At 44.6% G+C, this 25010-nt stretch carries 28 protein-coding genes; 26 read left to right on the top strand and 2 right to left on the bottom strand.

Annotated elements, in window-relative coordinates; translation table 11 throughout:
- Nucleotides 1–64 precede the first annotated feature (64 nt).
- From PUQ60_RS08110 to PUQ60_RS08015, 20 genes are all read left to right on the top strand, one after another.
- The gene (locus PUQ60_RS08110; protein ID WP_002593747.1) at nt 65–268 is read left to right on the top strand and encodes a hypothetical protein; all 204 of its coding nucleotides are present in this window, start codon (nt 65–67) and stop codon (nt 266–268) included.
- 319 nt (nt 269–587) lie between these two features.
- Entirely contained in the window at nt 588–1031 is a 444-nt protein-coding gene (locus PUQ60_RS08105) for a sigma-70 family RNA polymerase sigma factor (RefSeq protein ID WP_002593746.1), read from the top strand.
- A gap of 635 nt (nt 1032–1666) precedes the next feature.
- A complete protein-coding gene (locus PUQ60_RS08100; RefSeq protein WP_273482905.1) occupies nt 1667–1921 on the top strand; it encodes a hypothetical protein in 255 nt (84 codons plus the stop codon).
- Nucleotides 1922–1973: 52 nt separating this feature from the next.
- Nucleotides 1974–2327: a type II toxin-antitoxin system PemK/MazF family toxin gene (locus PUQ60_RS08095; RefSeq protein ID WP_038292372.1), complete on the top strand. Its 354-nt coding sequence runs from the start codon at nt 1974–1976 to the stop codon at nt 2325–2327.
- A gap of 31 nt (nt 2328–2358) precedes the next feature.
- A complete protein-coding gene (locus PUQ60_RS08090; protein ID WP_273417109.1) occupies nt 2359–2706 on the top strand; it encodes a recombinase family protein in 348 nt (115 codons plus the stop codon).
- A gap of 20 nt (nt 2707–2726) precedes the next feature.
- Nucleotides 2727–3122, top strand: a complete 396-nt coding sequence (locus tag PUQ60_RS08085; protein WP_008400335.1) for a hypothetical protein — start codon at nt 2727–2729, stop codon at nt 3120–3122.
- 240 nt (nt 3123–3362) lie between these two features.
- A complete protein-coding gene (locus PUQ60_RS08080) occupies nt 3363–4481 on the top strand; it encodes a tyrosine-type recombinase/integrase (protein WP_273417110.1) in 1119 nt (372 codons plus the stop codon).
- 17 nt (nt 4482–4498) lie between these two features.
- The gene (locus PUQ60_RS08075) at nt 4499–6475 is read left to right on the top strand and encodes a site-specific integrase (RefSeq protein ID WP_273417111.1); all 1977 of its coding nucleotides are present in this window, start codon (nt 4499–4501) and stop codon (nt 6473–6475) included.
- Nucleotides 6456–7958 (top strand): tyrosine-type recombinase/integrase, encoded by a 1503-nt coding sequence (locus tag PUQ60_RS08070; RefSeq protein WP_273417112.1) that lies wholly within the window; start codon nt 6456–6458, stop codon nt 7956–7958. Before PUQ60_RS08075 ends, PUQ60_RS08070 begins: the two co-directional genes overlap by 20 nt.
- Nucleotides 7948–8370, top strand: coding sequence for a DUF6262 family protein (locus PUQ60_RS08065; RefSeq protein ID WP_002593737.1), 423 nt, complete (start codon nt 7948–7950; stop codon nt 8368–8370). Before PUQ60_RS08070 ends, PUQ60_RS08065 begins: the two co-directional genes overlap by 11 nt.
- A 15-nt stretch (nt 8371–8385) precedes the next feature.
- Nucleotides 8386–8760: a DUF6262 family protein gene (locus PUQ60_RS08060; RefSeq protein ID WP_273417113.1), complete on the top strand. Its 375-nt coding sequence runs from the start codon at nt 8386–8388 to the stop codon at nt 8758–8760.
- Nucleotides 8757–9125: a DUF6262 family protein gene (locus PUQ60_RS08055; RefSeq protein WP_055650664.1), complete on the top strand. Its 369-nt coding sequence runs from the start codon at nt 8757–8759 to the stop codon at nt 9123–9125. The genes PUQ60_RS08060 and PUQ60_RS08055 overlap by 4 nt, the downstream gene beginning before the upstream one ends.
- Nucleotides 9126–9278: 153 nt before the next feature.
- Complete coding sequence (locus tag PUQ60_RS08050) at nt 9279–9383, top strand: Flp1 family type IVb pilin (RefSeq protein WP_118652612.1); 105 nt, start codon at nt 9279–9281, stop codon at nt 9381–9383.
- Entirely contained in the window at nt 9380–11314 is a 1935-nt protein-coding gene (locus tag PUQ60_RS08045) for a DUF5702 domain-containing protein (RefSeq protein ID WP_273379915.1), read from the top strand. Before PUQ60_RS08050 ends, PUQ60_RS08045 begins: the two co-directional genes overlap by 4 nt.
- A 206-nt stretch (nt 11315–11520) precedes the next feature.
- Nucleotides 11521–12360: a hypothetical protein gene (locus PUQ60_RS08040; RefSeq protein WP_273379917.1), complete on the top strand. Its 840-nt coding sequence runs from the start codon at nt 11521–11523 to the stop codon at nt 12358–12360.
- Nucleotides 12361–12579: 219 nt separating this feature from the next.
- Nucleotides 12580–12969, top strand: coding sequence for a hypothetical protein (locus tag PUQ60_RS08035; RefSeq protein WP_273400853.1), 390 nt, complete (start codon nt 12580–12582; stop codon nt 12967–12969).
- Nucleotides 12966–13358, top strand: coding sequence for a hypothetical protein (locus tag PUQ60_RS08030; protein WP_273379921.1), 393 nt, complete (start codon nt 12966–12968; stop codon nt 13356–13358). Before PUQ60_RS08035 ends, PUQ60_RS08030 begins: the two co-directional genes overlap by 4 nt.
- Before the next feature lie 13 nt (nt 13359–13371).
- Nucleotides 13372–14892 carry a DUF6382 domain-containing protein gene (locus tag PUQ60_RS08025; protein WP_273379923.1) on the top strand — a complete coding sequence of 507 codons (1521 nt, stop codon included), beginning with the start codon at nt 13372–13374 and terminating at the stop codon, nt 14890–14892.
- Nucleotides 14893–15107: 215 nt separating this feature from the next.
- A complete protein-coding gene (locus PUQ60_RS08020) occupies nt 15108–15530 on the top strand; it encodes an HIT family protein (protein WP_022360422.1) in 423 nt (140 codons plus the stop codon).
- Between the two features lie 10 nt (nt 15531–15540).
- Nucleotides 15541–16098, top strand: coding sequence for an RNA polymerase sigma factor (locus PUQ60_RS08015; RefSeq protein ID WP_227589698.1), 558 nt, complete (start codon nt 15541–15543; stop codon nt 16096–16098).
- Nucleotides 16099–16198: 100 nt separating this feature from the next.
- Here the strand turns inward: PUQ60_RS08015 and PUQ60_RS08010 are convergent, their stop codons facing one another.
- On the bottom strand, nt 16199–17266 hold the full coding sequence (locus PUQ60_RS08010) for an undecaprenyldiphospho-muramoylpentapeptide beta-N-acetylglucosaminyltransferase (RefSeq protein WP_273379929.1): 1068 nt from the start codon (nt 17264–17266) through the stop codon (nt 16199–16201).
- Nucleotides 17267–17441: 175 nt separating this feature from the next.
- Between PUQ60_RS08010 and PUQ60_RS08005 the strand changes: the two genes are divergently transcribed.
- The gene (locus PUQ60_RS08005) at nt 17442–18281 is read left to right on the top strand and encodes a DUF4367 domain-containing protein (RefSeq protein WP_273379931.1); all 840 of its coding nucleotides are present in this window, start codon (nt 17442–17444) and stop codon (nt 18279–18281) included.
- Between the two features lie 14 nt (nt 18282–18295).
- Complete coding sequence (locus PUQ60_RS08000; protein ID WP_273379933.1) at nt 18296–18832, top strand: DUF6147 family protein; 537 nt, start codon at nt 18296–18298, stop codon at nt 18830–18832.
- A gap of 192 nt (nt 18833–19024) precedes the next feature.
- On the opposite strand, the gene PUQ60_RS07995 is transcribed toward PUQ60_RS08000, so the two are convergent.
- Complete coding sequence (locus PUQ60_RS07995) at nt 19025–19273, bottom strand: TIGR03905 family TSCPD domain-containing protein (protein ID WP_022360027.1); 249 nt, start codon at nt 19271–19273, stop codon at nt 19025–19027.
- Nucleotides 19274–19460: 187 nt separating this feature from the next.
- On the opposite strand from PUQ60_RS07995, the gene PUQ60_RS07990 reads away from it, so the two are divergent.
- The 4 genes from PUQ60_RS07990 (at nt 19461) to PUQ60_RS07975 (ending at nt 24933) form a co-directional block, all read left to right on the top strand.
- A complete protein-coding gene (locus PUQ60_RS07990) occupies nt 19461–20159 on the top strand; it encodes a 5'-methylthioadenosine/adenosylhomocysteine nucleosidase (protein WP_273379935.1) in 699 nt (232 codons plus the stop codon).
- Nucleotides 20160–20576: 417 nt separating this feature from the next.
- Nucleotides 20577–21662, top strand: coding sequence for a hypothetical protein (locus PUQ60_RS07985; protein ID WP_273379936.1), 1086 nt, complete (start codon nt 20577–20579; stop codon nt 21660–21662).
- A 126-nt stretch (nt 21663–21788) separates the two neighbouring features.
- On the top strand, nt 21789–23138 hold the full coding sequence (locus tag PUQ60_RS07980) for a glucose-6-phosphate isomerase (RefSeq protein ID WP_270487867.1): 1350 nt from the start codon (nt 21789–21791) through the stop codon (nt 23136–23138).
- A gap of 427 nt (nt 23139–23565) precedes the next feature.
- Nucleotides 23566–24933, top strand: a complete 1368-nt coding sequence (locus PUQ60_RS07975) for an ABC transporter substrate-binding protein (protein WP_273379938.1) — start codon at nt 23566–23568, stop codon at nt 24931–24933.
- The last annotated feature ends 77 nt before the right edge of the window (nt 24934–25010 follow it).

The following is a 25010-nucleotide window of genomic DNA, read 5'->3' as shown; positions in this document are numbered from 1 at the left end:
TCTTCCTCAAATCAAACAGGCTTTGGAAGAACCGTTACTTTATGAATAGAGGAGAGGTGGTTTTATGAGCAACAAAAAGAAAATGGAAGTTTTGTATTTTGTTGAGCAATACATAAAAAGGTATGGATATCCGCCTACTGTGCGGGATATCGGAAAAGGTTTAGGGTATCGTTCCCCATCAACTGTGCATGGTTATCTTCGGCAATTGAAGGAAGAACATCTGATTGAAAGTGACGGAAGCAAACCGAGAACGCTTCATATCAATTAAATAGTCCGACTAAAGTCCGACAATAGTCCTACTGAAAGTCCGACTTCTCTCATGTTATAGTCAGTACACTGGATGGTCAGTGTGCTGAGCGAGAAGATCTCATACAGAAATGTATGGGGTCTTTTTTTATAGTGTTTTGTGCGCTGTATCCAATTTCAAATTTGTTAAAAGCCAGCGGGATCCTCCCGTTGGCTTCTTTTTTTCTAAGGAGCAGCGTATGGAGAAGAGCTCTTGCTTGAGGATTGCCAGAAACCTATGTCGTAGTCCGCCACTTGTCCTTCGTTTTCACCACCCAACGAAAACTAAGGAGGACAGGAACATGGCAAAACCGTATAAGATACCGGATTTTAGAAAAATGTATCCGGAAGCCAGCGAGGAAGTAATCGCTGTATTGAGAACAAGTGAAAGAAAAATGCAGTATCAGGAATATGACTTAAAAAGAGCAAGAAATATCGTAGATCCTAAAACAGGAGAGAAAATGACCATTCCTAGCAGAGAGGATTCCTATGAACGCCTGCAGGAAATGGCTGTGCAATTTCCAGAAGAAAACAGAAGTGTTGAGGATCAGATTCTGAAAAAAATAGAGTGTGAACAGTTACATAAATTCCTTTTAGAACTCTCGAAAGAAGAACAGTGGTTGATTCAGGAACTCTATTTTGAGGAACGGACGGAACGGGAGGTAGCTTCGGTACTTGGATTGTCACAGAAGGCGATAAACAAACGGAGACAGAAGATTTTAGAGAAACTGAGAAAATTATTTTAATTATTTTTCTGTTTTTGGTTCTCAAACTTCTCTGCCAGCGTGGAAAGAAGTGAAGGGGACTGATTTCTCTTTCTGTTCTTTGGCAAAAACTGTGTGAAACAGTCATATCCGGCAATACAGATACCTTAGTTGTTCAGCCCAAAAGGAAAAGCACAAAGGAAAATCCGCCACGACCACCTGCAGATAGTCAGAGTGTCTGTCAATAAGATGACATCAAAGGTGCAGAGCGAAAAAAATTTGTCCTTAAAGCAGTTTTGGCAGACTGCCTGCAATGACCTGAACAGCCTATAATGATACTTCCGTCCAGTCACAGCCCCGCAAAACGGGAACACGCAATGAGGGCGGCTCGGAGAGACCCTCGGAGGGGAACAATCCCATGACAGCCTTAAGCCATGGCTGGTCAGTGTTGCCGCCCAAAGATATCGGTTGTAACAGGAATATCAGTATTTCCGATATCTGGTTCCGGGAAGTTGTGTCGAATAGGGACTTTTGAAAATGAAGAACAAGTGATTTTTAACAGAAACTATGGCGGTAGCTTTATATTTATCCAGCGGAAAAGGAAAGATAGATCAGCTGGATAAGGCTGCCGCTATCCTTGTGTTCTAAATCACAAAATGATAAGGAGGAAGATGTATATGCGTGTCAAAGAATTTATGGAATTATATTCTGACAGCAATTTTCATTTTATGACGTCGAAAGGATATTTATTTCTGAATTCTGACCAGGTAAAATCCATACTTTTGGAAGGGCAGAAAGAAGCAGCCAAGAAGGAGCTGGGAAAGGGAATCCGAACTGATGAACTTTTGGCAGGCGAGGTCATCAGCGTAAGCTGGAGAAAGGGCATTTGCCATATGACGGCAGAATTACATAGAGATAGAGACTTTTCATAAAGAGTAGGAACATTCGTAGTCCAGAGTAGATGGAAGGAGGGGAAGTGTTACGATAAAAAAAGGAGATATATATTATGCAGACCTGATGCCGGTAATAGGCTCTGAACAGGGGGGAATCCGGCCGGTTTTGATTATTCAGAATGATGTTGGTAATTGTTACAGTCCAACCGTCATTGTGGCAGCAATTACAAGTCGGCCTAATAAGCACTGGATACCTACACATATCGAATTGGGAAATCATGTAAGAGGCCTCCATAATGATTCTGTTATTTTATTGGAGCAGGTAAGGACGATTGACCGGATAAGATTAAGAGGGTATGTAGGAAGTCTGAGTGGAGCCATGATGCGTAAAGTAGATGAGGCAATTCTCGTGAGTTTTGGTGTAACAGTACAGAGAAGAACATAAAGGGTGTTTGGAAAAGGAGCAGGAGGCAGGAATGGGTCAGGGAAAACGTGCGTGGATCTATTGTGCGATTGATGCACCGGAAGATAGAAATGGTGCATTAAAAAGTCAGTTTAAACAGCTGATTGATTATGGAGAGCAGATGGGATTTGAACTGGTTGGAAGTTCCAGTGATGTGGGGATAACTCCGCTTTGGAATCGAAATGGATTTCGTCATTTTATAGAAGCGGTTCAGAAAGAACAGGTAGATGTTCTTTTGATTGTAAACCGTGGCAGGCTGTCCAGATCATCCATGCAGCTCGCAAGATTTCAGATCCTTCAGGAAAGCTATGATGTCGATGCATATTCGCCATTGGAAGGGAAAATTGAGTTTGGCAGTTGAAAAAATAGGAGAAAGATTTTATGAGAGCAGAAGAAAAGAATATGGTAGAACGGATCATGGACACAGAAACGATGGGATATGCCTATGAGTATCCATATGGTGGGGGAGCCAGAAAAGAATATATGTTGGCACTGACCCCGGAGAACTTGGCAAATTTTATCGGTGCGAGAGGATATGATGCTAAAAAAATAGTGATTACCGATGTGTTGGATCGCCTGATTGTGAATACCTGTATGGGGATGCTGGATGTTTGTCCGGACCAGAAATTATGTGGGAGAATTATTGAGTATTTGGCGCCGATCCAGCTGGGAGAGAAGGAGGCTGGAGAGATTTTGGCGGTGGAACGCAATGTGGCAGATGAATATTTTGCTATGGAAGATGAAGAGGTTACGATGGCAGAATGTCAGATGTTATAGAGATTGTTGAGGAGGTAGAACGATCATGATTGGGATATTGATTGTTGCGGCAGTTGGAATTATTGGATTTTTGTTAACTGCAGGTATTGCATTTGGAATAGCAGGGAGTTATCAAATCGATTGACGTTGTTTATTGATAATGCTTCGTTTGAAAAGGAAAGATTGTTACATTGTGTGATAGCTATGAGAAGAGTAACACGGTATACTGTGTATAGCGTTAGAGGAAAGGAGTAAAGTAATATGGCAAGGTATATTGTGGATTCCCAGATAGATAATCACGAAAAATATTATTTCATTCGTGAACAGGAGAGCCAAGACATAGTGTTACTGCCCTCCAAGTATCTAATGCATAAAAAAAGATCAAAATTGTCACCTAACACTATCAGAAGAAGTGCAGGAGCCATTTCATACTATCTGAATTATATAGATGAGACTGGCATTCAGTTAGATGATGTATGGGAGATGCCATATGATAAGCAGCAGGAACACTTTACAGACTATTTGATATGGTTACAGGCAGGATTGCATAGTGGAGATAGTTATAAAAAGAAACCATATAATGAGACCTGTAATGCATATTTAAAAGAGGTGTTCCGATTTTATAGATTTTCTGGACAGCGGGATGAATCTACAAAGCAATTGAAAGTCCTCTCTGATATGAGAATTATTGTACATAATTCAGTGGGAGTAAAAAGAACATTATATCGGAATACATTTCATGGATATCTACAGGAAAAAGGACATATAGGGAAGACCATAGAGCAGGATAAGATCGTGATTTTATTAAAGGCATGTGCCAATTGTCGCGATCAAATCCTGCTTTTATTATTAGCAGAAACGGGATTTCGCATCGGGGAACTTTTGGGAGTCCGGTATGCGACAGACATTGATTATGGGAGACACTTGCTGTATGTCAATTTTAGAGAAGATAATGAAAATGGAGCCAGGGCTAAGAATGCAGAATACAGAAAGGCAAAAATCAGCGATGCCACCTTTGAAATTCTGCAGTTTTATATAGAGGAATATAAAGACCTTATTTTCCAGCAGGAATACTTGATTATTAACATTTCGGGAGATTATGCAGGAAAACCGATGCAGGACTCAGGCGTCTATGCATTGATGGAACGGCTGCAGAAGAAGACTGGGATTAAAGTAACACCACATATGCTGCGGCATTATTTTGCAAATGCTCGCCGGAAGGCTGGATGGAAGCTGGAACTTATCAGTCAAGCGCTTGGGCATCGAAATATAGAAACAACAATGAGATATTTAAATATATCGGATCAGGAGTTGATGGATGTCAGTGATGAATTTTATAGAAAACATCAGTCCATTTATGAAATTGACAAATTACTTTAGGGAAGGAGGAGAAGTATGTGACTGCATTAAGATTATTGAATACGGAATCACAGGATAAAGCGGATTATCTTCACAACCAGTTGATAACAGATATAAATGTACCGAGTACATACTGGGAGTGTGCAGAGTCCTACCTAAAAGGTGTAGGGATATATGATGTTTTCCTTATAGAAGAACAGGATTTCCGTAATTATAAAATCTTTTTGCGTGAAACAGGGAACTTTACAAAGAAACAGGTATTTGAGCGAACTGGGTTCCTGCGAAATTTGAAGAAGACTCTCATCCAAGAAGAGTATAAAGAGTTGTTGAATGAAATTGAGCAGTGCAATACAGTGCAAGAACGCTTGAAAGGAAATGTCAGGAATTTCTTGATAAGACAGAGAATTCATCATGTAAAGGAAATTGATTATAGAATCAGAGAACTGTATGAAAGTGAGCTGCGCAGGACAAAAACTTCCTCGAAAGGCCTTGAATATTTGAAGACATTGGATCGGATCAAGCAGTTTGATATCCGAAAAGAAATGGAAACCCTTTCTGGAAGAAATAAAGAGCGGCTCAAGTATGAAGGGCAAGTGATTTTTCTTCCCTATATACCGGATCAGGACATAGCATCAGATTTTGATTATATCCAAGATAAAAGCGAACTGGTATGGGATTTTAGTCAAAAGGCGCCGGAAACTTTAAAAAAACAAATTTTTCAGATTTTGTGCTATGCCTTAAGAAATATAAAAGACAGCAAGGATCGAAGAGTGCGCTATCTTCTTCCTTTAAGGTGGATGTATGAGTTTTGCGTAGAGGAAGGAATTGAAGATATCGAGCGGCTTGAGCTGGAGCAAATAAAGAAATTGGAAACAATTGTAGCCAGGAAAGTTGCAAATGTGAAGAATAGTATGCAGATTGTGGATAACAGCCGCAAAATACTATTTATGAGTGGAAAAGAAATTCACTGGTATGCAAATGTCTGGTATATGGAAAGATTCAATTTTGCACCAGAGCGTGTAAATCCAAGCAATCCTGTGCAGCGACTCAGTTTTTACGAAGTGACGAATGAGAGAAACAGAGAATTGCTGCAAGAGTATATGAAATATCAAGTAGGTATCGGTGATTTAGCACTTGGAAATATACGAAATCAATTGTGTTATATTAAAAAATTTCTAGTTTACTTTAACACATTGGAATCCATATGTGAAATTACGGAAGAACAGATAGCAGAGTATTTCAAACTTCTGCAGGAAGAGGAAATTAAAGCAGAAACAGTAAACAGACAGATATTTGATATTCACAGATTTTTTGTGTACTTAAATGCTAAAGGACATATCAAGAGAATAATTTTTGATCCGAATTATTACATCCAGAAAGTTTTTCCATATCACCATGATCGAAGTGTTCAGGAAGATGAGTATATGGAAATATTAAAAAGGCTGAAGTTTTTTCCAGAGGTACAAAGACTTATTTTTCTAAATTTATGGGCAACAGGATTACGGATCAGTGAAGTGTGTACATTAAAAGGAGGTGCATATTATTGGGCTGGGGAAGATGCATGGATTAAGGTTTATCAAATCAAAATGAAAGCGGAAAAAATGATACCAATTTCATTGGTGCTTTATCAAATTATGAAAATTTATATAAAAAAGCATCATATTAAACCTACCGATTTCCTGTTTAAATCAAAGGATGGCGGGGCATATAGGACTGGTACATTTGTTAAGGGCTTCAAAGCAAATTGTAAGAAGTATGGAATACATATTTCGGGCGAAACATTCAAGACGCATGATTACAGGCATACATTGGCAAGTAGTTTCTATGATGAAGGAGTGTCCATTCAGACGATTCGGGATTATTTAGGGCATAACAATGAAAATATGACAAAGCAGTATATAGACTACATGCCTAAACGGATCGAACAGGCGAATAAGGAATATTTCAATCAGGCAGAAAATCTTCTTGCAACTGGAATTATTCCAAAGAAACGGGGTGAAAAAACTGGAAAATAAGATACATATCTATGAATTAGACTGCTATAAGAATGCGACTGAAGAACAAAAAAAGAGAATGAGGGTTCGGAAAGACCGTTACTTCGACCTGGAGGGACTTCCGTCAGAAGAAGTAAGAAAGCTCCTAGAAGATTTTGTCTGGGAAAGGGGAAAGAAACTTGCTCCAAGTAGTTTGGCATCTGAAATATTATATTTTAATAATATCCGGAATTTTCTTATAGAAAAGAATATTAAAATCCTGAGATATGAAGACGAGAATAAGATTATTTTGCAGCTAAAGAGTTGGATGATGGAAAAGGGATATGCCCTTACAAGTAAGAAGTATCGAAGCGTTTATGAAATTGTAGCAACAGAAACACCTGGCATAATAAAGCATATGAAGAAAATTCTGAGGTATTCTCAGAAAGATGGGGGGTGCTTAGAACAGGAGAGAGATGTGTGGGAATTGGACAAGTTTGAATTTCCTCTCCGCAGCAACCCGATAAAGAATGTAAAGACTATAAATTTTAAAGGAATTAGTCAAATAACAATCCGAAAAGAAGTTAAAACAGTAATTTTTATGCATTTGAAATATATGGCAATAGGAAGTATTATGGCTGAGGTGGTAGCGACTAAAAGATTTTGTAGATATCTGGAATTAAGGTATCCTAAGATTATATCATTACTAGATTTGACACGGGATATTATGGAAAGCTATTTGATCTATCTTCAGACAGAGGCAAAGGAAAGGAAAAATTATCGCTCTGATTTATATGGTCTACGAAGGGTAGTTGAAGATGTGGGAAATCATTATGATAGGCAGGATATCAAAAACCTATTTATAAGTACAGATTTTCCTAGCACGCCAAGATATCTATTTAAGTTTTATTCGGACGAAACCATAAAGAAGCTGAATGAAAACATTTTTCAGATGGATGAACAAATAGCGAGGGCGTTAATCCTTCATCAGCTGCTGGGAACACGAATTTCGGATACGCTTACACTAAAAACAGACTGTTTGAGTATAAGAGAAAATCGATATTTTATACGAATCGAGCAGGTAAAATCAATTACATTTGAAAAAGCAATTAGTGATGAAATAGCACAGCTTATTATAAAGTCAATTGATTATACCGAGGAACATTATGGAAAGACAAAATATATTTTTGTAAAAAAAGAGGATCCATTGAGACCATTTCAGTATAGCATGCTTCAACATCGAGTCATGCAGATGATTAGGAAAAATGATATTCGGGATGAGAATGGAGAGTTGCTGAATTTTGGAACACATACATTCCGACATTGTTATGGGAAAAAGCTGACAGAAATGCATATCGACGACTGGATGATCGCAAGGCTTTTGGGGCATAAAACATTACAAAGTGTACATCATTACCGAAAGATTGGGAACAAGATAATGGCGGATGAAACGAGGGCAGTCAGAGAGAAAATCGATATGATTTTAATGGATGTGGTAAAGGAGTGGGATGGATATGAAATATGATAAGATGATAGCCGTTAACAAAGCTGAGAGTGAGCAGAAAATAAAAAAGGCGATTCGGGCAATCGATGATATGAGTGCCAGAGGGATGCCGATATCTGTAACAGAATTGGTTCGTTGGACAGGTTTATCAAGAGGATTTTTTTATAAGAATATGCAAGTCCGTCAGAGACTTGAGGAAGCTGTCAAACTGCCACGGCGGATAGATGTACAGCAGCCATCTGAAGAAACAAATGTTGTGGGTTATAATTTTCAGGAATTGAAGAAGGATTTTAACAGCTGTCAGTCAGAGAATCAAAGGTTAAAGGTTGAAAATGAGCAGCTTCTCCAAAAGTGCAGTATACTTCAAAAAGAGGTGGACACATTGAAGAAACGGTTGGATCGAAAGGAAATTGCATTGTTAAAAAAACTATAAAGGTTGTGATTAAGGATGAAGGCAAATAAAATCATCGAAATGAGCCAGGAGAAAAGTAGGCAAAAAGTAAAACTAGCAATGGAAGAAATTCAAAGAATGCGTAATGAGGGTGAAAGGATTACAGTTTCCGGATTATGCAAAAGAACAGGATTATCTAACTCGTTTTTCTACAGAAATGAAAAAATCAAAGAAGAAGTACATAAAGCTGTTGATATTCAAAATCAAAGCTATAAAATGAACATAGACGAAGCGGAACTCCTTGAAGAGTATAAGGAAAAGTTGTTAGCTATGAGAATTGAAATTATAAAATTGAAAGCGGAAAATCAAAAGCTGGAATCAGAGTTAGATACTTTGCGAAGGCAACAGAAAGGTGTGAGTGATGTTAAATGAAGTATGATAAAATCGTAGGTCTCAAGAAACAACAAGAAAAAGAGAATTTAGAAATTATTCAGAGAGAGATTGATGCGATGCTCCGAAGAAAGGAGAGGATCTCGATTACTACATTGGCAAAATATGCAGGAGTTGATAGAAGTTATTTTTATAGAAATTTACAGGCCAAACAAATGGTAGAAGATGCACAGTTGAAGCAGGGGGAATGTTATAATCCTAAAAAGGCAATTTTTGATAGAGCAACTGAGGAAGTTAATAAACAGCTGAAAAGACAAATGATTTTATACAAGAGACGAATTAAAGAGCTAGAGCTGCAGATAGAATTACTAGAAGAGGAAAATCAGAGGTTGAAAGAAAATAGATAATTTTACATAAAGTAAGAGAGCAGACTTTTGGACAAGAGGATATCCAAGAGTCTGCTTTTTTACTAAATTAAAAAGAAAAATAATTTACACATCGGAGTGATGTGAAAGATAAAACAAGTATTTTCAAGCATTCCGGGGCAGGTACTGGATTTTATGGTGGTGCTGATCGGCCTGGTCATTGTCTTTAAAAAGCAGATTAATACGCTTCTTACAAATATCTTTAAACAGATCAACAGCAAGTCGAAGGAGGTATATTGATCCGGGCAGAACGGCACATTGAAACAGAAAAGGAAGTTTGCGGGGAAATCACAGTTTTCCTGAGTTTGATTCTGACCTGTATCTGTGCGCTGATGGGCGGGCTGTTTGAGTCCGCCCGGGCAGCCGGAAGCGGCTGGTATATGCAGATGGCGCTCAATTCCTCACTGGATTCGCTGATGAGCTGTTATCACCGGGAGATTTGGGATAAATACCGGATTTTTGTGCTGGAATGTGCGGATAAAGAGCGCCTGGCGGCGGAGATGGAGCCGCAGATGGAAACATATCTGGCGGCAGCGCCCTTTTATCCGGTCAGCGGTGGCAAGGTACAGATCGAAGCGATGGATGCGATCACCGGGCATAATGGGGATTTCTTTGCGAAGGAAGTTACCGATTATATGAAAGTGGGTGTCTGGACGCTGGAAAGTGAGGAGTCTGAACTGCCTGAGATGGAAAAACGGATGACGGAAGCAAGGGCGGTTCATGGAATTGCGGAAGGATATCAGGAAAATGGCAGAAAAGTGCTGCGTCTGGAAGAGTCGATCGAGGCGATCGGAGCCTGCCTGCAAAAACAGGAGAAACATCTGGAGGAGATGGAGGCAGCGGTCCGCCAGGCGGATGGAAGCTCGTTCTTTCAATCGGCGGAAAGCTTAGAGAAAGAATTAAAGCAGATTCCGGGGCTGGTTGCGGCGTATGAAAAACAGGCGGACCGGCTTGCGAAAGAATTGCAGGGATCGGAGCAGGGGGCGCAGGAAGCCCAGCCGGATCTGGAAGAAGGCTCCTGGGGCATGGTACAGGAGGAGATGCGGGGGTATCGTTCGTATTTGGATGCGGATGGAGCGCGCCGCCAGGAGGTAAAAAAGACAGAAGAGACGGCTCACGGAAATGAAGAGGTGGTTGCAGAAGCAGTCCGGAAAGGGAAGGAGATACAGGATTATATCGATGATTGGGAGCCTGACGATGAGGACGATGAGCTGGACGAGGAAGCGCTGTGGGCGCCGGTTCTGACGATCACAGCGGGTTTTCAGAAGGATGGACGTTTCCGGGTTCCGGCAGTCCGAGACAAGAAAAAAATGAATGTGCTGGAAGCAGTCAGCCGCCTGTCGGGGACGGATCTGCTGAGTCTTTGTGTGCCGGCGGGAACTGTGATTTCAGAAAACTGGATTTCGACCGCGGCATTTCCGTCGGCATTGTATGCAGGCGGAGAGAGCGGAAAGCGGGGGACATCTGGGGATGTCTGGACGGCGGGGCTTGAACGGGCTCTTTTAGATGCGTATGCGGCGCATTTTTTTACCCGGTTCGGGCAGGAAAAGACGGGAAGTGTCCATTATGAGCAGGAATATCTCTTACAGGGAAATGCGTCGGAGCGGGAAAATTTAAAACGCACCGTCAATGAACTTCTGGCTGTGCGCGAGGCGGTGAATCTGGCAGCTTTATATGCGGATTCTGAAAAACGGTCGGAGGCGGAAGCATTGGCGCTGGCAATCACGGGGCTGGCGGGAATCACACCGATCACGGCGGCGGCATCCTTCTTTATCATGACAGTCTGGGCGTTTGCAGAGTCGGTGGCAGATGTGAAGGTTCTGCTGGCGGGCGGAAAAATTCCTTTTTTCAAACAGCCGGGGGAGTGGCAGATTTCGCTTTCTGCTCTGACGGAAAAGGGCGCGTCCATCTTTCTGGAAACGGGGACGGATCCTTCATTGAAAAATGGGACAGATGACAGAGGGCTGGACTATCAGGACTGGCTGAAACTCTTTTTCCTGATACAGGGAAAGAGCCGTTTCTGTTACCGGATGATGGATATGATTCAGAACCGCATTTCAGAAAAAGAGCCGGGATTTCGGATGGATCAGTGCCAGTATGGGGTAAGTGTGTCCTATGCGGCACAGGGAACGTTGATACCGCTTCGTAGAACGTCCCAGAAGGAATATTAAACACAATTACAGGGGAGTGGAGGACAGTGTCCTTTTTCAGGAGATGATGCAAGTGAATGTGCCTCTCCAAGTACATAAAGAAAGCCAGTAAAAAGATGATGACAACTAACCTAACAAAACGAATAAATGAAAGTATCTGTGCGGTCGGGATACCCGTCCTTCGGCGGCATAGAGCCCAAGTAACAAAACGACCCTGGAAAAGGGCATTGTCCTCTGCTTCCCTGTGTGCGAGCCTGACGATTGAGGCGGCGCTTAGTCTGACATTGTTTATGTTTACGGTGATTCTCTTGTCAGTTCCGATGGAAATACTGGATACTCAGAGAAAGGTGCAGACGGTGCTGGAAGTGACGGGGCGGGAACTGGGATGGCAGGTGTATCGGACATCCCATACGGTGCATCCGGCAGAAATGGAGGCGGGAAAAGAGGCAGAGGCAGGAGAAAAGGGAACGGGGGGCTGGTCAGAACTTCCGTCCGGGCTTATCCTGCAGGGATATTTAAAGGAGAAGATTCAGACAGCGGGCGGGAACAAAGTGTCCAATATCCAGTGTGGCGCCAGCCGCGTATCGGAAGATGGAGAATGGATTGACCTGCGCGCCTCCTATCAGGTGCGGCTGCCGTTCTCGGTATTTGCGCTTGACCATGTGACGCTTACTTCCCGGAGCCGGAAGCGGGGATGGATTGGGGCGGAAGGCGGGTATTTCTCAGAGAAAAACGGTTCAGAACCGGAGGGAAAATGGGTCTATGTGGGGCGGGACAGTATGCGCTACCATCTCTCGCCTTCGTGCCATTATATATCGAATCAGATCACCGCGGCTGCGTATGCAGATGTAATTTCGGGGGTGCTTAGAAACAGCGGGGGATGCCGTTATAAGGCTTGCAGATACTGTGGAAAGACGGTGTCGGCGGGAGGTCTGGTGTATATTCTTCCGTCCGGCGAGGTTTACCATGGAAAGCAGGACTGTTCGTCATTGGCATATTATGTGCAGAAGGTGCGGCGATCAGAGGTGGAATATATGGGTGTGTGTTCATACTGTGGAAGTGGATAGGTGCGGATGGCGGAAAGAATCAAGGAGGGGTGAGAGGGCGGAGTGATGGAAAACAGTGCAGGGATAAGTTTCATGGGATTTACGCGGATGGATTTGGAAAGTGCAGTATGTTTCCTCTGTGCGGTTGTTTTTTCCCTTTTTCTGATGGTTTTTTCCTGGCAGGATCTTCATAGAAAACGGATACGCGTAAGCTGGCTATATGGATTTGGAACGGCAGGAATGGCGCTTACAATGATACGGTGTGTGCTGTCGGTTATAAAAGATGGATGGGATTGGAAAAAAAGTGCGTTGCAGATAACGGTATGGCTTTTGGGAATGCTGCCGGGGATTTTTTTGTTCTGGATGGAGCGGCAGACGAAAGGTGCGGTCGGACTGGGAGATGGCTGCTTTTTTCTGATCACTGGGTGCTATCTGGGGGGATGGCGGACGCTTGAACTTTTGATGGGAGCTGTATTTGTGAGCAGTCTGGCAGGAGGTGTCTGGATGCTTACGGCACTGCTTGGCGGAAAGGGGAATGGTCTATGGGAGAAAATGCGGAAAAAGAAGCTGCCATTTCTGCCGTGTGTGCTTCCGGTGTGGATTTGGATGCTGATAGCATCTCTTGGATGAAGCGGGAGGTTTCTGCCAGTTATACGGTGGAAGCCTCGTTTGTGATGGCGGTTACATTCTTTTTTATCGCGGCACTGTTAAATGGGGTGTTTGAGGTGCATGGCAGGATTACGGGGCGTTTTGTCCTGCAGGAGGCGATGGAACGGTGCCTGTATCGGGAGGAAAAAACGTTGCGGGGAGATGGAATGACTGTGGGGGAGATAAGCAGCAGAGCTGGACAGCGCCTGCGTGGATTCTTCCGGTGCGGGGATGCAGTTTTGACGATCCGGGAAGATGGGGGAGACTTGGACGGAAGGGTAAAGAGCAGTACAGAGACGGAGATATCCCTGCGCGGACAGGAGCCGGAGCGGGCGCTCCGTTTGCTGACAGTGTTGGAAAATGCAGAGTGATGGAGGATACGGGATGGAGATTCGGTATAGCCGGGAAATGAATCATAATTATATGATAATCGAAGCGCCGGAGGAAGAAACGGGCTATGCGGTACAGATGCTGTCGGCGAATGCCATCGAAGGGCTTTTGAAGTTCCGGGTCCGCCAGACGGAGGAGGCGAGAGAATATTATTATGAGATAACGTCGAGACAGCCGCTTAGACGGGTGTTGGAAAAACGGACCTTGTCGGGACAAGAACTCCGGTCGATTCTGCTTGGTGTGCTGGCGGTTCTGAAGCGGGTGGAAGAGTACCTGTTAAAAGAGGAACAGCTTTTGCTGGATCCGGAATATCTGTATCTGGAACCCGATCATTTTACTGTGGAATTATGTCTGGTTCCGGGGCATCGGGAAGAGGCGCCGCAGGCGCTCTCAAAACTGCTGGGGTATCTTCTGGAACGTGCGGATCATCAGGATCGGGAGGCTGTTGTATTAGCGTATAATCTGTACCAGATTAGTCTGCGGGAGAATTACGGAACGGCAGATCTGCTGCGCCAGCTTTCGGGGGAAGATCGGATCTTTTCGGCAGAAAAACGAAACGAGGATGAGGGGGATCCTGAGACGGCGGGAGTGTGGGCGGATCGGCAGGAGTGGCTTGAAGCGGAGCAAAATCGGAGGGATACGTTGGAATCTCGATCTGGGAAAATGGCTTCTGACACTCAAACGCCAGCCAGGAAGGATTGGAAATATAGGCAGGAAGCGTTGTATCAGGAGAAAACGATGAAAAAGAACCTGGAGTCGGTAGAGAACTCAGATGAAGTGGGGGAAAAGTCTGAAAGGGCAGGTGGAAAACAAAAGGGACAATGGCAGAACAGGTGGATAAAGGTACTTGGAAGCGCGGTGGCAGCTGGCATTGTGTATTGGTACGTGACGGGAGAAATGGATGTATGGCTGTATGCAATCAGCGGCGGCATCGGGGGAATCGTGTTTTTGAGGGAGATGTTGGCAGCCCGCAGAAAATGGCAGGTATATGGTGGCAGGAAGAAAAATCGAGGTCAGGGAGAGGATAGAGAGGAAAGCACGGAAGTGGATCTATCATATCAAGACTGGCAGCAGACAACGCCTGAAAATCGCTGGCAGGTCTATCCGGAGAGTGAAGAAGCTTATCGGCAGGAACTTCGAAGAGAAGAAGAAGCACAGATAGAGCGGGCGAGAGAAGCGGGGACTACGCTTCTGTCTGCCTCAAAGAATGGGGAAGGAACGGTGCGCTTAGAGCCGGTGGAAGCCGGAGGAACAGTGATTCAGATTTCCTATATTCCATTTACACTTGGAAAACATCCGGGGCTGTCGGACGCATGTATTGACCGTCCGACCGTCAGTCGTCTTCATGCGCGGATCGATCAGAAGGAGGGCGTATACATTCTGACAGATCTCAATTCAACCAATGGAACATCGGTCAATGGCTATCCGCTTCAGGCAAATGAAACAGTCAGTTTGGGGAATGGGGATTCCATTTATCTGGCGGATGTCGGATATAAATTTTGGGAACACCGATAAATTATCTGAAAATATGAAATAATAACCAAAAACACGAAATTGATGTGAATTATTTTGCAAGTACATCAATTTCGCGTTTCTGCAAATTTACATAGAACAAGCCCTGGGGATATGCTATAATAAAGGCACTTGACATGGAAGTTTCAAGCCAAGTGACAAAAGAAAATACCGCTTTTCCAGTGAATGGAGAAGCATAGAGAGAAGGAGAGACCGACATGACAGACAAAGAATGTATTTTTTGTAAGATCGCTGGCGGAGAGATTCCATCCTCAACGGTTTATGAAGATGAAGATTTTCGTGTGATTCTGGATTTAGGACCGGCATCGAAGGGACATGCGCTGATTCTGCCGAAGCAGCATTTCAAAGATTTATGTGAGCTGGATCCGGCGATTGCGGCAAAAGCTCTTCCATTAGCTGGAAAGATTGGTGCGGCGATGAAGAAAGCACTGGGCTGCACGGGGTTCAATGTGGTTCAGAACAATGGCATATCCGCAGGACAGACAGTTTTTCATTTCCATGTACACATTATTCCGAGATATGAAAATGGACCGGATATGGTGACATGGGCGCCAGGAAAAGCAACGCCGGAAGAGCTGGCAGAAATTAGTAGCTCCATCCGCGAAGAACTGACGCGATAGGAGTTTGGATATGCACCATGAGAATGAAAAAATGGCGCTTTTTGAAGCGCTTTACAGAGAGTACCTGGTACCACTGAAGAAATATGCGTATAGAATTGGAGTAGGGTACGATGACATTGAGGATATGGTGCATGAAGCTTTCATTGAATATTACAAGCGCTATTCGTTAGATCTGGATCATAAAGTAAAGTTGGTTTTACTGATCCGCATTTTACGGAGCAAGTGGATCGATAATCGGAGGCAGATGCGGCGCCGCGAGATGCTGCATCTGGAAGATCCGGATGCGGAAGAAGAGATTATGAACCTTCTTTTGGAAGGGGAGATAGGAATTCAGCTTCTGGATCAGGAGGTTATCGATAGGGATATCTATTGGAACGTATGGAAGATTGTCAAATCTATGAAGAAGGACTGGCGGGATGTTTTGATTCTCCGTGTTCTGGAGGGATTGACGGCGGAAGAAGCCTGTGCGGTTTTGAAAATCAAATCAACGGTATGCTGTACACGTCTTTACAGGGCAAAAGCAGAACTGCAGAAGCGCGTGTTGAGGGCAAAGCTGTTTGATATTTAAAAATCACATCGAAGCAGAGCCGTTTCGAATCTGTCCGATGTGATGATAAGCTTACATATTCAGTGTTTTAGTCTTGTACTATACAAACGTAGCAATGCTACTAACTGCGTGTGCAATCATGAATCAGCCCCATGATGGTTTTGACAGCATTGTTTAAGTGGCTTTCAGACATTTTATCAATGAACTGCTGGCGATTTTTATAGGTCTCTTCGATTGCCTGGCTGAGAGTATCTGCGGTTAAAACTTCTTCTTCCAGAACGGTGCTGAATCCCTGTTTTGCAAAGGAGTTGGCATTTAAGATCTGGTCGCCGCGGCTGGCAGCAGCCGACAGAGGGATCAAAATGTTCGGTTTGCGGAGTGCCAGAATTTCGCAGATGGAATTTGCGCCCGCGCGGGAGATGATCAGATCTGCCGCTGCAAAGAGATGGCGGAGTGGTTTATCCACATACTCATACTGAACATATCCTTCGGTGCCGATGAGAGACTCATCCAGATTGCCTTTTCCGCAGATATGTATTACCTGATAGGTTTTCAGAAGCTGCGGAAGAATGCTGCGGACAGCCTGATTGACCGTGACGGAGCCGAGACTTCCGCCGATGATCAGGATTACTGGGCGATCGGCGGAAAGATGGGCGTACTGGAGTCCCGCCAGACGATCCCCGTGCAGAAGCTCTTCACGGATCGGGGAACCGGTCAGAACCGCCTTATCTTCCGGAAGATATTTAAGTGTTTCCGGAAAGTTGCAGCATACCTTGGAAGCGACTGGAATACAGATTTTATTTGCCAGTCCTGGGGTCATATCGGATTCATGGATGATGACAGGCACTTTATAATGCTTGGCAGCCAGAACGACCGGAACAGCGACAAAACCGCCTTTGGAAAAGACGATATCCGGTTTGTATTTTTTCATAAGCTTGCGAGCCTCAAAGTATCCTTTCAGAACGCGAAGCGGATCTGAAAAATTCTTAAGGTCAAAATAACGGCGCAGTTTTCCAGATGAGATTCCATCGTAAGGGATGCTGGCTGCCTCGATCAGGCGGCGCTCAATGCCGTTATAAGAACCAATATAGTGAATCTCAAAGTCTTCATCGCGCAGTGCCGGAAGCAGGGCGAGATTCGGTGTAACATGACCCGCAGTACCACCGCCGGTCAGAATGATTTTTTTCATAGTAGTTTCCTCCACACATCAGCCGCTGGTTACGGTGTGAGGGGACAACCATAACCTGAAAACAACTGTTTTTATGCTTTATCATACCCGCAAAGGGTTACATTTAGTATAGTAAACGGAAAAAAAGAAAAGTCAACCTAAAAGTTAGAGGGAGGACAGATAGGAGGGATAAAAAGTGAGCAGAAGGCGGCGCGGAAAAAAAGCTGGAGAAGATGCAGAGCGCCTGCTGCAGGAAGCGTTTGGAGTCAGCGAAGATCAGCTGTTGAAGGATTTTATCCTTGCACAGACGGAAGTAAAAGACAGCGACATACCTCCAGAATCAGAAGATGGCTTTGAGAGGTTGATGGCCAAGTTAGAAGCGGAGGTGGGAACAAGCCCGGAAAGTGAAAAAGAATCATCCAGCGAGAACATTGTCAAACTGCACGAAGAAGTTCGCAAACCACGCCGGTTGAAAACGATTGTGAAAGTCTCTGTAGCTGCCGCCGCTATCGCAGTGATGGTTGTGGCGATGGGGATTTCGGCTGGGGCGAAGAGGGAGTATCGGTATGTGGTGCGGGAACGGGATAGTGTGCGGAGTGATATTGTTTTGAATAATGTGGATACTGTTCAGGGAGAAGATGAACTAGATAAAGCATACAAAGAAATAGTTAAAAAAACAGATATTCATCCGTTAAAGCTGGTTTATATACCTGCGGGTATGAAATTTATTAAAATAGATATAGGAGAAAAGTGGGCTGTAATATATTTTGATTATGCACAGTATAAAATAAAATTTTTTCAACGAATAGGTGATGTGGGTAATTCAGCAAATGTTGTGTCTGATAGGAAGAAGAAAGAAAGTATTTATAATGATTTCTTGAAACAAAAAATATACATAGATGAGGCTAAAACAGACAATGGAAAAGTCGAATATAGTTCGTATATTGTAAAGGGAGATATGTATTATCAACTTTCAGGAATAATGCCTAAAAAGGAATTCAAAAAAATAGTTGAAAATTTGATTTTAGAAGATTAGTTTAAGGAGGAATTATGAAAAAGAAATTATATACATTAATATGCGCAGGATTAATTATGGTAGCGAGTGCTATGTCAAGTTACGCAGCAGAAATTGAAGGTATTGATGGAATCAATATTGAAAAGGCAGATTATGACATTTCGCGCGTGGTAGATGAGGATACATCAGAAGGAATTGCTAAAGGAATAGAACCAAGAGGAAGTATTATTGACACAGCAATGACCAGCATCAGTAATTTAGGAAAAGGAGACATTGGAATTTTTATTCAAACACTAGCGCATGTAGAATGTGATAAAATAAAAAACATTGCAGTTTTACAGCGAGAAGAAGGTGGAAAATGGGTAGAAGTTTCTAGATATACGTATGATGCAAGTAAAGAAGACTTTCCTACAGAAGATTTGTCTGGAATGACAAATGATTTTACAGTGAAAAATCAGAAAACAGGTTATAAGTATAGAGTAGTAGGAATTCATTATGTTGAGTCTAATGGAAAAGGACAGTCATTTATGACAAAGACAAAGGGTGTAATGATCACCGAATACGGCGACTAATTCCCAACGGGGACAGTGTTACGAAATCTATATTTGTAACACGAAATAGTATGAAAAAAGCGATTATATAAATACCCCCACCTGCAACCATCCAGGAATTTTTGGATTCAAAATTCCAGATGTTTTCAGGTGGGGGTTTTAAAATGGTTTTTCACTATGCCAGCGGGCGTGAAAGAATCGACCAAAAGATACTTATTTCACGTTCGCCTTATACTCCTTCAACGCCTGTGCCAGCTGATCCGGGCAGGAAGTTGGGCGGAAGCCGCACTGGATGCCTTCGATGCGGGAGATTGCCTCGTCAATATCCATGCCATCGATCAGGCGGGCAACGCCCTGTGTGTTGCCGGAGCAGCCACCGACGAACTGAACATTCTTTACTTTATTATCTTCTACTTCAAAATTGATCTCACGGGAACAGACTCCCTTTGTCTTGTATGTCATGGTAAAACCTCCTCAAAATGGTATGTGTTTTAATCTGCTGTGGCGGGAATCCACCGCAGTAAAATGATTATAGTCTGCCAGTAAAGGTGTTGTCAAGATAACAAAAATCCAGTATACTTTTGAGAAGATACGGTCGCGTTAAAAAGGATAGAAGGATGAATGATAGAAAAAACAGGAGGACAAACAGATGTTAGGAATCATCGGAGCGATGGATGAAGAGGTGGCTCAGATCAAGGAGAAAATGACGGATGTCACCGTGACAAGTGTAGCCGGTATGGATTTTTATCAGGGCAAACTGGGCGGAAAGGACGCGGTTGTGGTTCGCTCTGGTATCGGCAAGGTAAATGCAGGTATGTGCAGTCAGATTCTGGCGGATCGGTTCCATATCAGTGCGATTGTGAACACAGGTATCGCCGGTTCCCTGCGCGCGGAGATTAACATTGGCGATATCGTTGTATCGACGGATGCGGTGCAGCATGATATGGATGCGAGCGGATTTGGATACCGGATCGGACAGATTCCGCGTGTAGATACCTTTGCATTTGAGGCGGATGAGAAGCTGCGCGAGCTGGCGATTGAGTGCAACCAGAAGGTAAATCCGGAGATTCAGGCATTTCCGGGACGCGTGGTAAGCGGCGATCAGTTTATCTCGGATAAGGTAAAAAAGGAGTGGTTGATCGAGCAGTTTAGCGCAAGCTGTACCGAGATGGAGGGCGCAGCGATCGCACAGGCGGCATATTTAAACGGAATCCCGTTTCTGATCATCCGTGCCATTTCGGATAAGGCAGATGACAGTGCGGGTATGGACTATGCGGCATTTGAAGCGCAGGCGATCAAGCATTCGGTAAACCTCTTATTAGAGATGGCATCTCGTTATGAGGCATAATTAAATTCATAAGCACGAAAATTTGAAAAACGGCACACCGCATTCTCGTTACTTTCGTGATGAGTTAGGTGTGCCAAATTTTTTGCAAAACACAGAACAAATGTTTGCCATATGTGGAAACATATAGTATAACTTAATGATATTGCTTGTTTAAATACCTATTAAAAATCGAATTAAGGCAGAATTTGACGAACGATTTTCCCATTTCTCATCTTCACAAAGACTCTTTCGGCGGATATAATAAAGCCACGATGCAGGCGGGATTTGACAGGGCGCAAAAAGCAGAATGTGAAAAGCAGAATGCAAAAAGCAGAATGTGAAAAGCAAATTGCAAGAGACAAACTGCGAAGCGCCTAAACCTGACCTGTGGCAAGCCACCCGGAAGTGATCCGGAAGTAGAGAAAGGGGAGCTTTTTTATGCTGGAATTTTTACAAACTGGAAAAGCGCTGTCCGTTCTTGCGGCAATCGGAATGATCGGATTTGTCAGCAAGTTGATTACACGGAGCCTCTACAAAAGATTATTAAAAGAAACTGACAACATGGCGATGACCCGGAACAAGAATCTTCAAAATCTGAAGCAGCGGTTGGAAAATACCTGCCGCCTGGGACAGAACATCGTGAACACGCAGGCATATCTGGACAAGCAGATTGACGGATTTTCATTTTTACATATTTCGCTGGATGCGTGGAACGGCGTGTCAATGGAAATGGTGCTTTTAGGGCTTCTGACCGGAGCAGTGGAGGCATTTCTGGCATACTGGTATGAGCTGGATGCGAGCTATATTGTGCTGTATGCGTCGGCAGCTGTCATGAGCGGTCTGTTTCTGGCATTTATCGAGAGCTGTTTCCAGATTGACCAGAAACAGCAGCGGCTGGAAACGGCGCTTTTGGAGTATGTGGATAATTCGGTGTTCCTTCGGGCGGCACGTGAGAAGGAGACGCGCGGACAGGAAATGTCCGGAGCTTCTGGAGTATCCGGCGGAATTGCTGGCGTGGACTCGAATGTGCGGGAAATGCCGAAATGGCGGCAGAGTACTCTGCGGGCAGATCGCGGCGTGAGCGGTCGGGATGGTGCTGAAACGGATAACCGGGATCTGGGAGAAACGGAGTTTGAAAAAGGAAAATCGCGGACAGCGATGAGAGTGAATCCGTTCCGTGAGCGGGATGCACGGGCACAGAATCTGATGCGGGCAGTTCGCACTGCACCGCGCGAACCGGAGGAACGGGACAAGCATGAGACAGATGAGCATCTTACGGATCGCCGGATGGTATCAGGAAATGAAACGGAAAACAATACGGGTCCCAGGCAGGAAGCGAAGGAGCGTCCCGGCGACAAGGAAATGGAGTATTTGAAGCAGAGCCTCGACCAGATTGCAGCAAGCCGGGATACGCGGAAAACACGAAATGGCGAGGCAAATGCGGGTGACTGGATGAAAGGTTTGAGCCGCGAGGAGGCGCAGGTTCTGGGGGATATTATGAGGGAGTATTTATCGGGGTTGTAAATGATGATTCCAACTGAAAACTGGTTGCACACGGGTGTCCAGATTGCTATAATAAAGATAAGTTAAGTTTTTGACAAAGTAATCACGCCGCCTGCGGACGGCTGAAATGCAAAGGAGAGGAAACATATGGGAAAAGATGTGATCTTTGATTATTCAAAAGCAGCTGCATTTATTCATGAGGAAGAGATCGCCGGTATCAAGGCGGGCGTGCAGGCGGCAAGAGAGACGCTGGTAGAAAAGACCGGCGCGGGCAATGATTTTCTTGGATGGATCGACCTTCCGGTGGACTATGATAAGGAAGAGTTCGGACGCATCAAAAAAGCGGCGGAGAAGATTCAGAAGGATTCCGATGTCCTGCTGGTAATCGGTATCGGCGGTTCGTATCTGGGCGCAAGAGCGGCGATCGAGTTCCTGTCCCATAGTTTTTACAATAATCTTCCGAAAGAAAAAAGAAAAACACCGGAGATTTACTTCGTTGGCAATAGCATCAGCAGCAAATACATCCATGATCTGATGGATTTGGTCGATGGAAAAGATTTCTCTATCAATATTATTTCCAAGTCCGGTACGACAACGGAACCGGCGATCGCATTCCGTGTATTTAAGGAGATGCTGATTGAGAAATATGGTAAAGAAGAGGCAAACAAGCGAATCTACGCGACGACAGACCGGGCGCGGGGCGCACTCAAGAATCTGGCAAATGAAGAGGGCTACGAGTCCTTCGTGGTTCCGGATGATGTTGGCGGTCGTTTCTCCGTCCTGACGGCAGTCGGTCTGCTTCCGATCGCGGTCAGCGGCGCGGATATAGATGCGTTGATGCAGGGCGCGGCAGACGCGAGAAAGAATGCACTGGAGACTCCGTTTGAGAAGAATTCTGCTCTGTTATATGCGGCGGTCCGCAACATTCTGCTCCGGAAGGGCAAACAGGTCGAGATTGTGGCAAACTATGAGCCGAGCCTGCACTATGTATCGGAGTGGTGGAAACAGCTCTACGGCGAGAGCGAGGGCAAGGATCAGAAAGGTATTTTCCCGGCAGCGGTTGATTTAACGACCGATCTTCATTCGATGGGTCAGTTCATCCAGGACGGCGCGAGAATCATGTTTGAGACAGTTCTGGAAGTGGCTGAATCTCCGGCGGAGGTCATTTTGAAGAAAGAAGATGTTGACACGGACGGTATGAACTATCTAGCTGGCAAGAGCGTGGATTTCGTCAACAAGAGTGCGATGAACGGCACGATTCTGGCACATACCGACGGCAGTGTGCCGAACCTGAAAGTGACGATCCCGGCGATGGATGCGTACAGCTTAGGACAGCTCTTCTATTTCTTCGAATTTGCCTGCGGCGTCAGTGGATACCTTCTGGGCGTCAATCCGTTCAACCAGCCGGGCGTAGAGAGCTATAAGAAAAATATGTTTGCATTGCTTGGCAAACCGGGCTATGAGGAAGCGAGAGAGGCGCTGCTTAAGAGACTGTAAGGGGCGGGTCTGTAAAAGAATATGCGTTCTGCGGCGTTCACTCTGGCATGTTCCTTGAAGGAAACTGCAGCCCGGATCTACACATAGAAAACGGAACATAGAATAAAAAACGCTTTTATCAGTAAAAACTGATAGAGGCGTTTTTTGTGTAATAGGAAATTCCTTAGAACTCCCCATTACACAAAAAGGCACATTCTTTTATGCCGCAGAACCTCGAAAAAATAATTTTCAAAAATTATAGATAATTTTTACATAAATCGCCTCCTGCATTTTACAGACCATCTTTAAGATAGAATCTGGACACAGCACAAGTGATTTGGCAGAAGAGAAGCGCGGCAAAGGACTCCCGATCACGATTTTGACATAGATGGCTGGTTCCAAGGTAAGACAGACTGGGAGATGGGACACCGCAGCAGGAGGAGAACGAATGAAGGTAAGTATGAGGCGTTTGATGGCGCTTGCGATGGCAGGCACGATGACATTGATGGCAGGATGCAGCCAGGCATCCAGCTCAGCGACAGGAAGCAGCGACACACAGAGCGCGTCCGGAGAGAGCGGGGCAGAGAAGACGGCATCCGGCGATAAAACGGTGATTGAATACTGGCACTGTAACGCAGAAACCCAGGGAGGTCTGGTCGTAGACGATCTGGTAAAGAAATTTAATGAGGAAAATGACCACATCGAGGTAGTAGCGAAATACAACCCGGATATGTACAAAGGTCTGATGCAGAACCTGCAGGCGGAAGCGGCGACCGGAAATACACCGGCGCTTGTTCAGATTGGCTGGGCATTTCTGGATTATTTCTCCAATAACTTTGACTATGTGGCACCGCAGGATGCGATTGATAAATTCGACAGCGAGGATGCAAATTTCTTAACCGACAATTTCCTTCCAAATGTCTTAGATCTGGCGGTCAACAGCAACGGCGAGCAGGTCGGAATCCCGTACTCCTTAAGCAGCCCGGTTCTCTACATTAATAAAGATCTCTTAAAAGAAGCGGGTCTTTCCGAAGATGGACCGGAGACCTGGCAGGAAGTACAGGAATTTGCCGAGACAGTCAAAGAGAAGACAGGAAAATATGGTTTCTATATGCAGGAACCGGCAGATTTCTGGGCGCAGCAGGCATTGGTTGAGAGCGCGGGAGCGGATATGTTGACTGCGGATGCATCCGGCAAGAAAAAAGCAAGCTTTGCAACCGAGGACGGCATTGCGGCAATGCAGATGATGCAGGATATGGTAAAAGATGGTTCTGCCCTTCATGTTTCATGGGAAGAGGGCTGCCAGAGCTTTATCGACGGAAACTGTGCGATGCTTTACACCACCATTGCGAGACGCGCTTCCGTACAGAAGGGGGCACAGTTTGACGTAGCAACCGTGAAATCCCCGCTGTGGAACGACAAGGAGCGCAAGGTTCCGGCAGGAGGCTGTTTCTTAGCCATCACCGCGCAGAGCGACGAGCAGATTCAGGCGGCATGGGAGTTTGAGAAGTATCTTTACAGCGTAGAATCAATGGCAGCATGGACCGAGGGAACCGGTTATGTACCGCCGAGAAAAGATGTGGCAGAGGCAGAAAATGGATTGAAAGATTTTCTGGCTGAGAACACAATGATGAATGCAGCGATTGAGCAGATGGACGGCGTTGTATCATGGACCGCATTCCCGGGCGATGCAGGCCTTGAGGCAGAGCAGCTTCTTCTGGATATGAGAGACCAGATTCTGGGCGGTCAGGTATCTGCGAAAGATGGTATGACGAGCACACAGGATGCGATCAACCAGCTGCTGGATGCACAGTAGGGACAGGCAGCCTGACGCTTGGAACAGCTTTCGGGTGGCAGGAAAATCATTACAAAATTTAGGACAGAAATGAGAAT

Source organism: Clostridium sp. AF02-29 (assembly GCF_934835585.1).
Taxonomy (GTDB): domain Bacteria; phylum Bacillota; class Clostridia; order Lachnospirales; family Lachnospiraceae; genus Otoolea; species Otoolea fessa.
Note: the sequence above shows the minus strand (reverse complement) of the source record. Positions and strands in the feature narration are given on the sequence as shown.

Coding starts and splice junctions, on each gene's coding strand:
- PUQ60_RS08110 (WP_002593747.1), top strand. CDS start 65: ATGAGCAACAAAAAGAAAATGGAAGTTTTGTATTTTGTTGAGCAATAC.
- PUQ60_RS08105 (WP_002593746.1), top strand. CDS start 588: ATGGCAAAACCGTATAAGATACCGGATTTTAGAAAAATGTATCCGGAA.
- PUQ60_RS08100 (WP_273482905.1), top strand. CDS start 1,667: ATGCGTGTCAAAGAATTTATGGAATTATATTCTGACAGCAATTTTCAT.
- PUQ60_RS08090 (WP_273417109.1), top strand. CDS start 2,359: ATGGGTCAGGGAAAACGTGCGTGGATCTATTGTGCGATTGATGCACCG.
- PUQ60_RS08085 (WP_008400335.1), top strand. CDS start 2,727: ATGAGAGCAGAAGAAAAGAATATGGTAGAACGGATCATGGACACAGAA.
- PUQ60_RS08080 (WP_273417110.1), top strand. CDS start 3,363: ATGGCAAGGTATATTGTGGATTCCCAGATAGATAATCACGAAAAATAT.
- PUQ60_RS08065 (WP_002593737.1), top strand. CDS start 7,948: ATGAAATATGATAAGATGATAGCCGTTAACAAAGCTGAGAGTGAGCAG.
- PUQ60_RS08060 (WP_273417113.1), top strand. CDS start 8,386: ATGAAGGCAAATAAAATCATCGAAATGAGCCAGGAGAAAAGTAGGCAA.
- PUQ60_RS08055 (WP_055650664.1), top strand. CDS start 8,757: ATGAAGTATGATAAAATCGTAGGTCTCAAGAAACAACAAGAAAAAGAG.
- PUQ60_RS08050 (WP_118652612.1), top strand. CDS start 9,279: ATGGTGGTGCTGATCGGCCTGGTCATTGTCTTTAAAAAGCAGATTAAT.
- PUQ60_RS08035 (WP_273400853.1), top strand. CDS start 12,580: ATGGCGCTTACAATGATACGGTGTGTGCTGTCGGTTATAAAAGATGGA.
- PUQ60_RS08030 (WP_273379921.1), top strand. CDS start 12,966: ATGAAGCGGGAGGTTTCTGCCAGTTATACGGTGGAAGCCTCGTTTGTG.
- PUQ60_RS08025 (WP_273379923.1), top strand. CDS start 13,372: ATGGAGATTCGGTATAGCCGGGAAATGAATCATAATTATATGATAATC.
- PUQ60_RS08020 (WP_022360422.1), top strand. CDS start 15,108: ATGACAGACAAAGAATGTATTTTTTGTAAGATCGCTGGCGGAGAGATT.
- PUQ60_RS08015 (WP_227589698.1), top strand. CDS start 15,541: ATGCACCATGAGAATGAAAAAATGGCGCTTTTTGAAGCGCTTTACAGA.
- PUQ60_RS08010 (WP_273379929.1), bottom strand. CDS start 17,266: ATGAAAAAAATCATTCTGACCGGCGGTGGTACTGCGGGTCATGTTACA.
- PUQ60_RS08000 (WP_273379933.1), top strand. CDS start 18,296: ATGAAAAAGAAATTATATACATTAATATGCGCAGGATTAATTATGGTA.
- PUQ60_RS07995 (WP_022360027.1), bottom strand. CDS start 19,273: ATGACATACAAGACAAAGGGAGTCTGTTCCCGTGAGATCAATTTTGAA.
- PUQ60_RS07990 (WP_273379935.1), top strand. CDS start 19,461: ATGTTAGGAATCATCGGAGCGATGGATGAAGAGGTGGCTCAGATCAAG.
- PUQ60_RS07985 (WP_273379936.1), top strand. CDS start 20,577: ATGCTGGAATTTTTACAAACTGGAAAAGCGCTGTCCGTTCTTGCGGCA.
- PUQ60_RS07980 (WP_270487867.1), top strand. CDS start 21,789: ATGGGAAAAGATGTGATCTTTGATTATTCAAAAGCAGCTGCATTTATT.
- PUQ60_RS07975 (WP_273379938.1), top strand. CDS start 23,566: ATGAAGGTAAGTATGAGGCGTTTGATGGCGCTTGCGATGGCAGGCACG.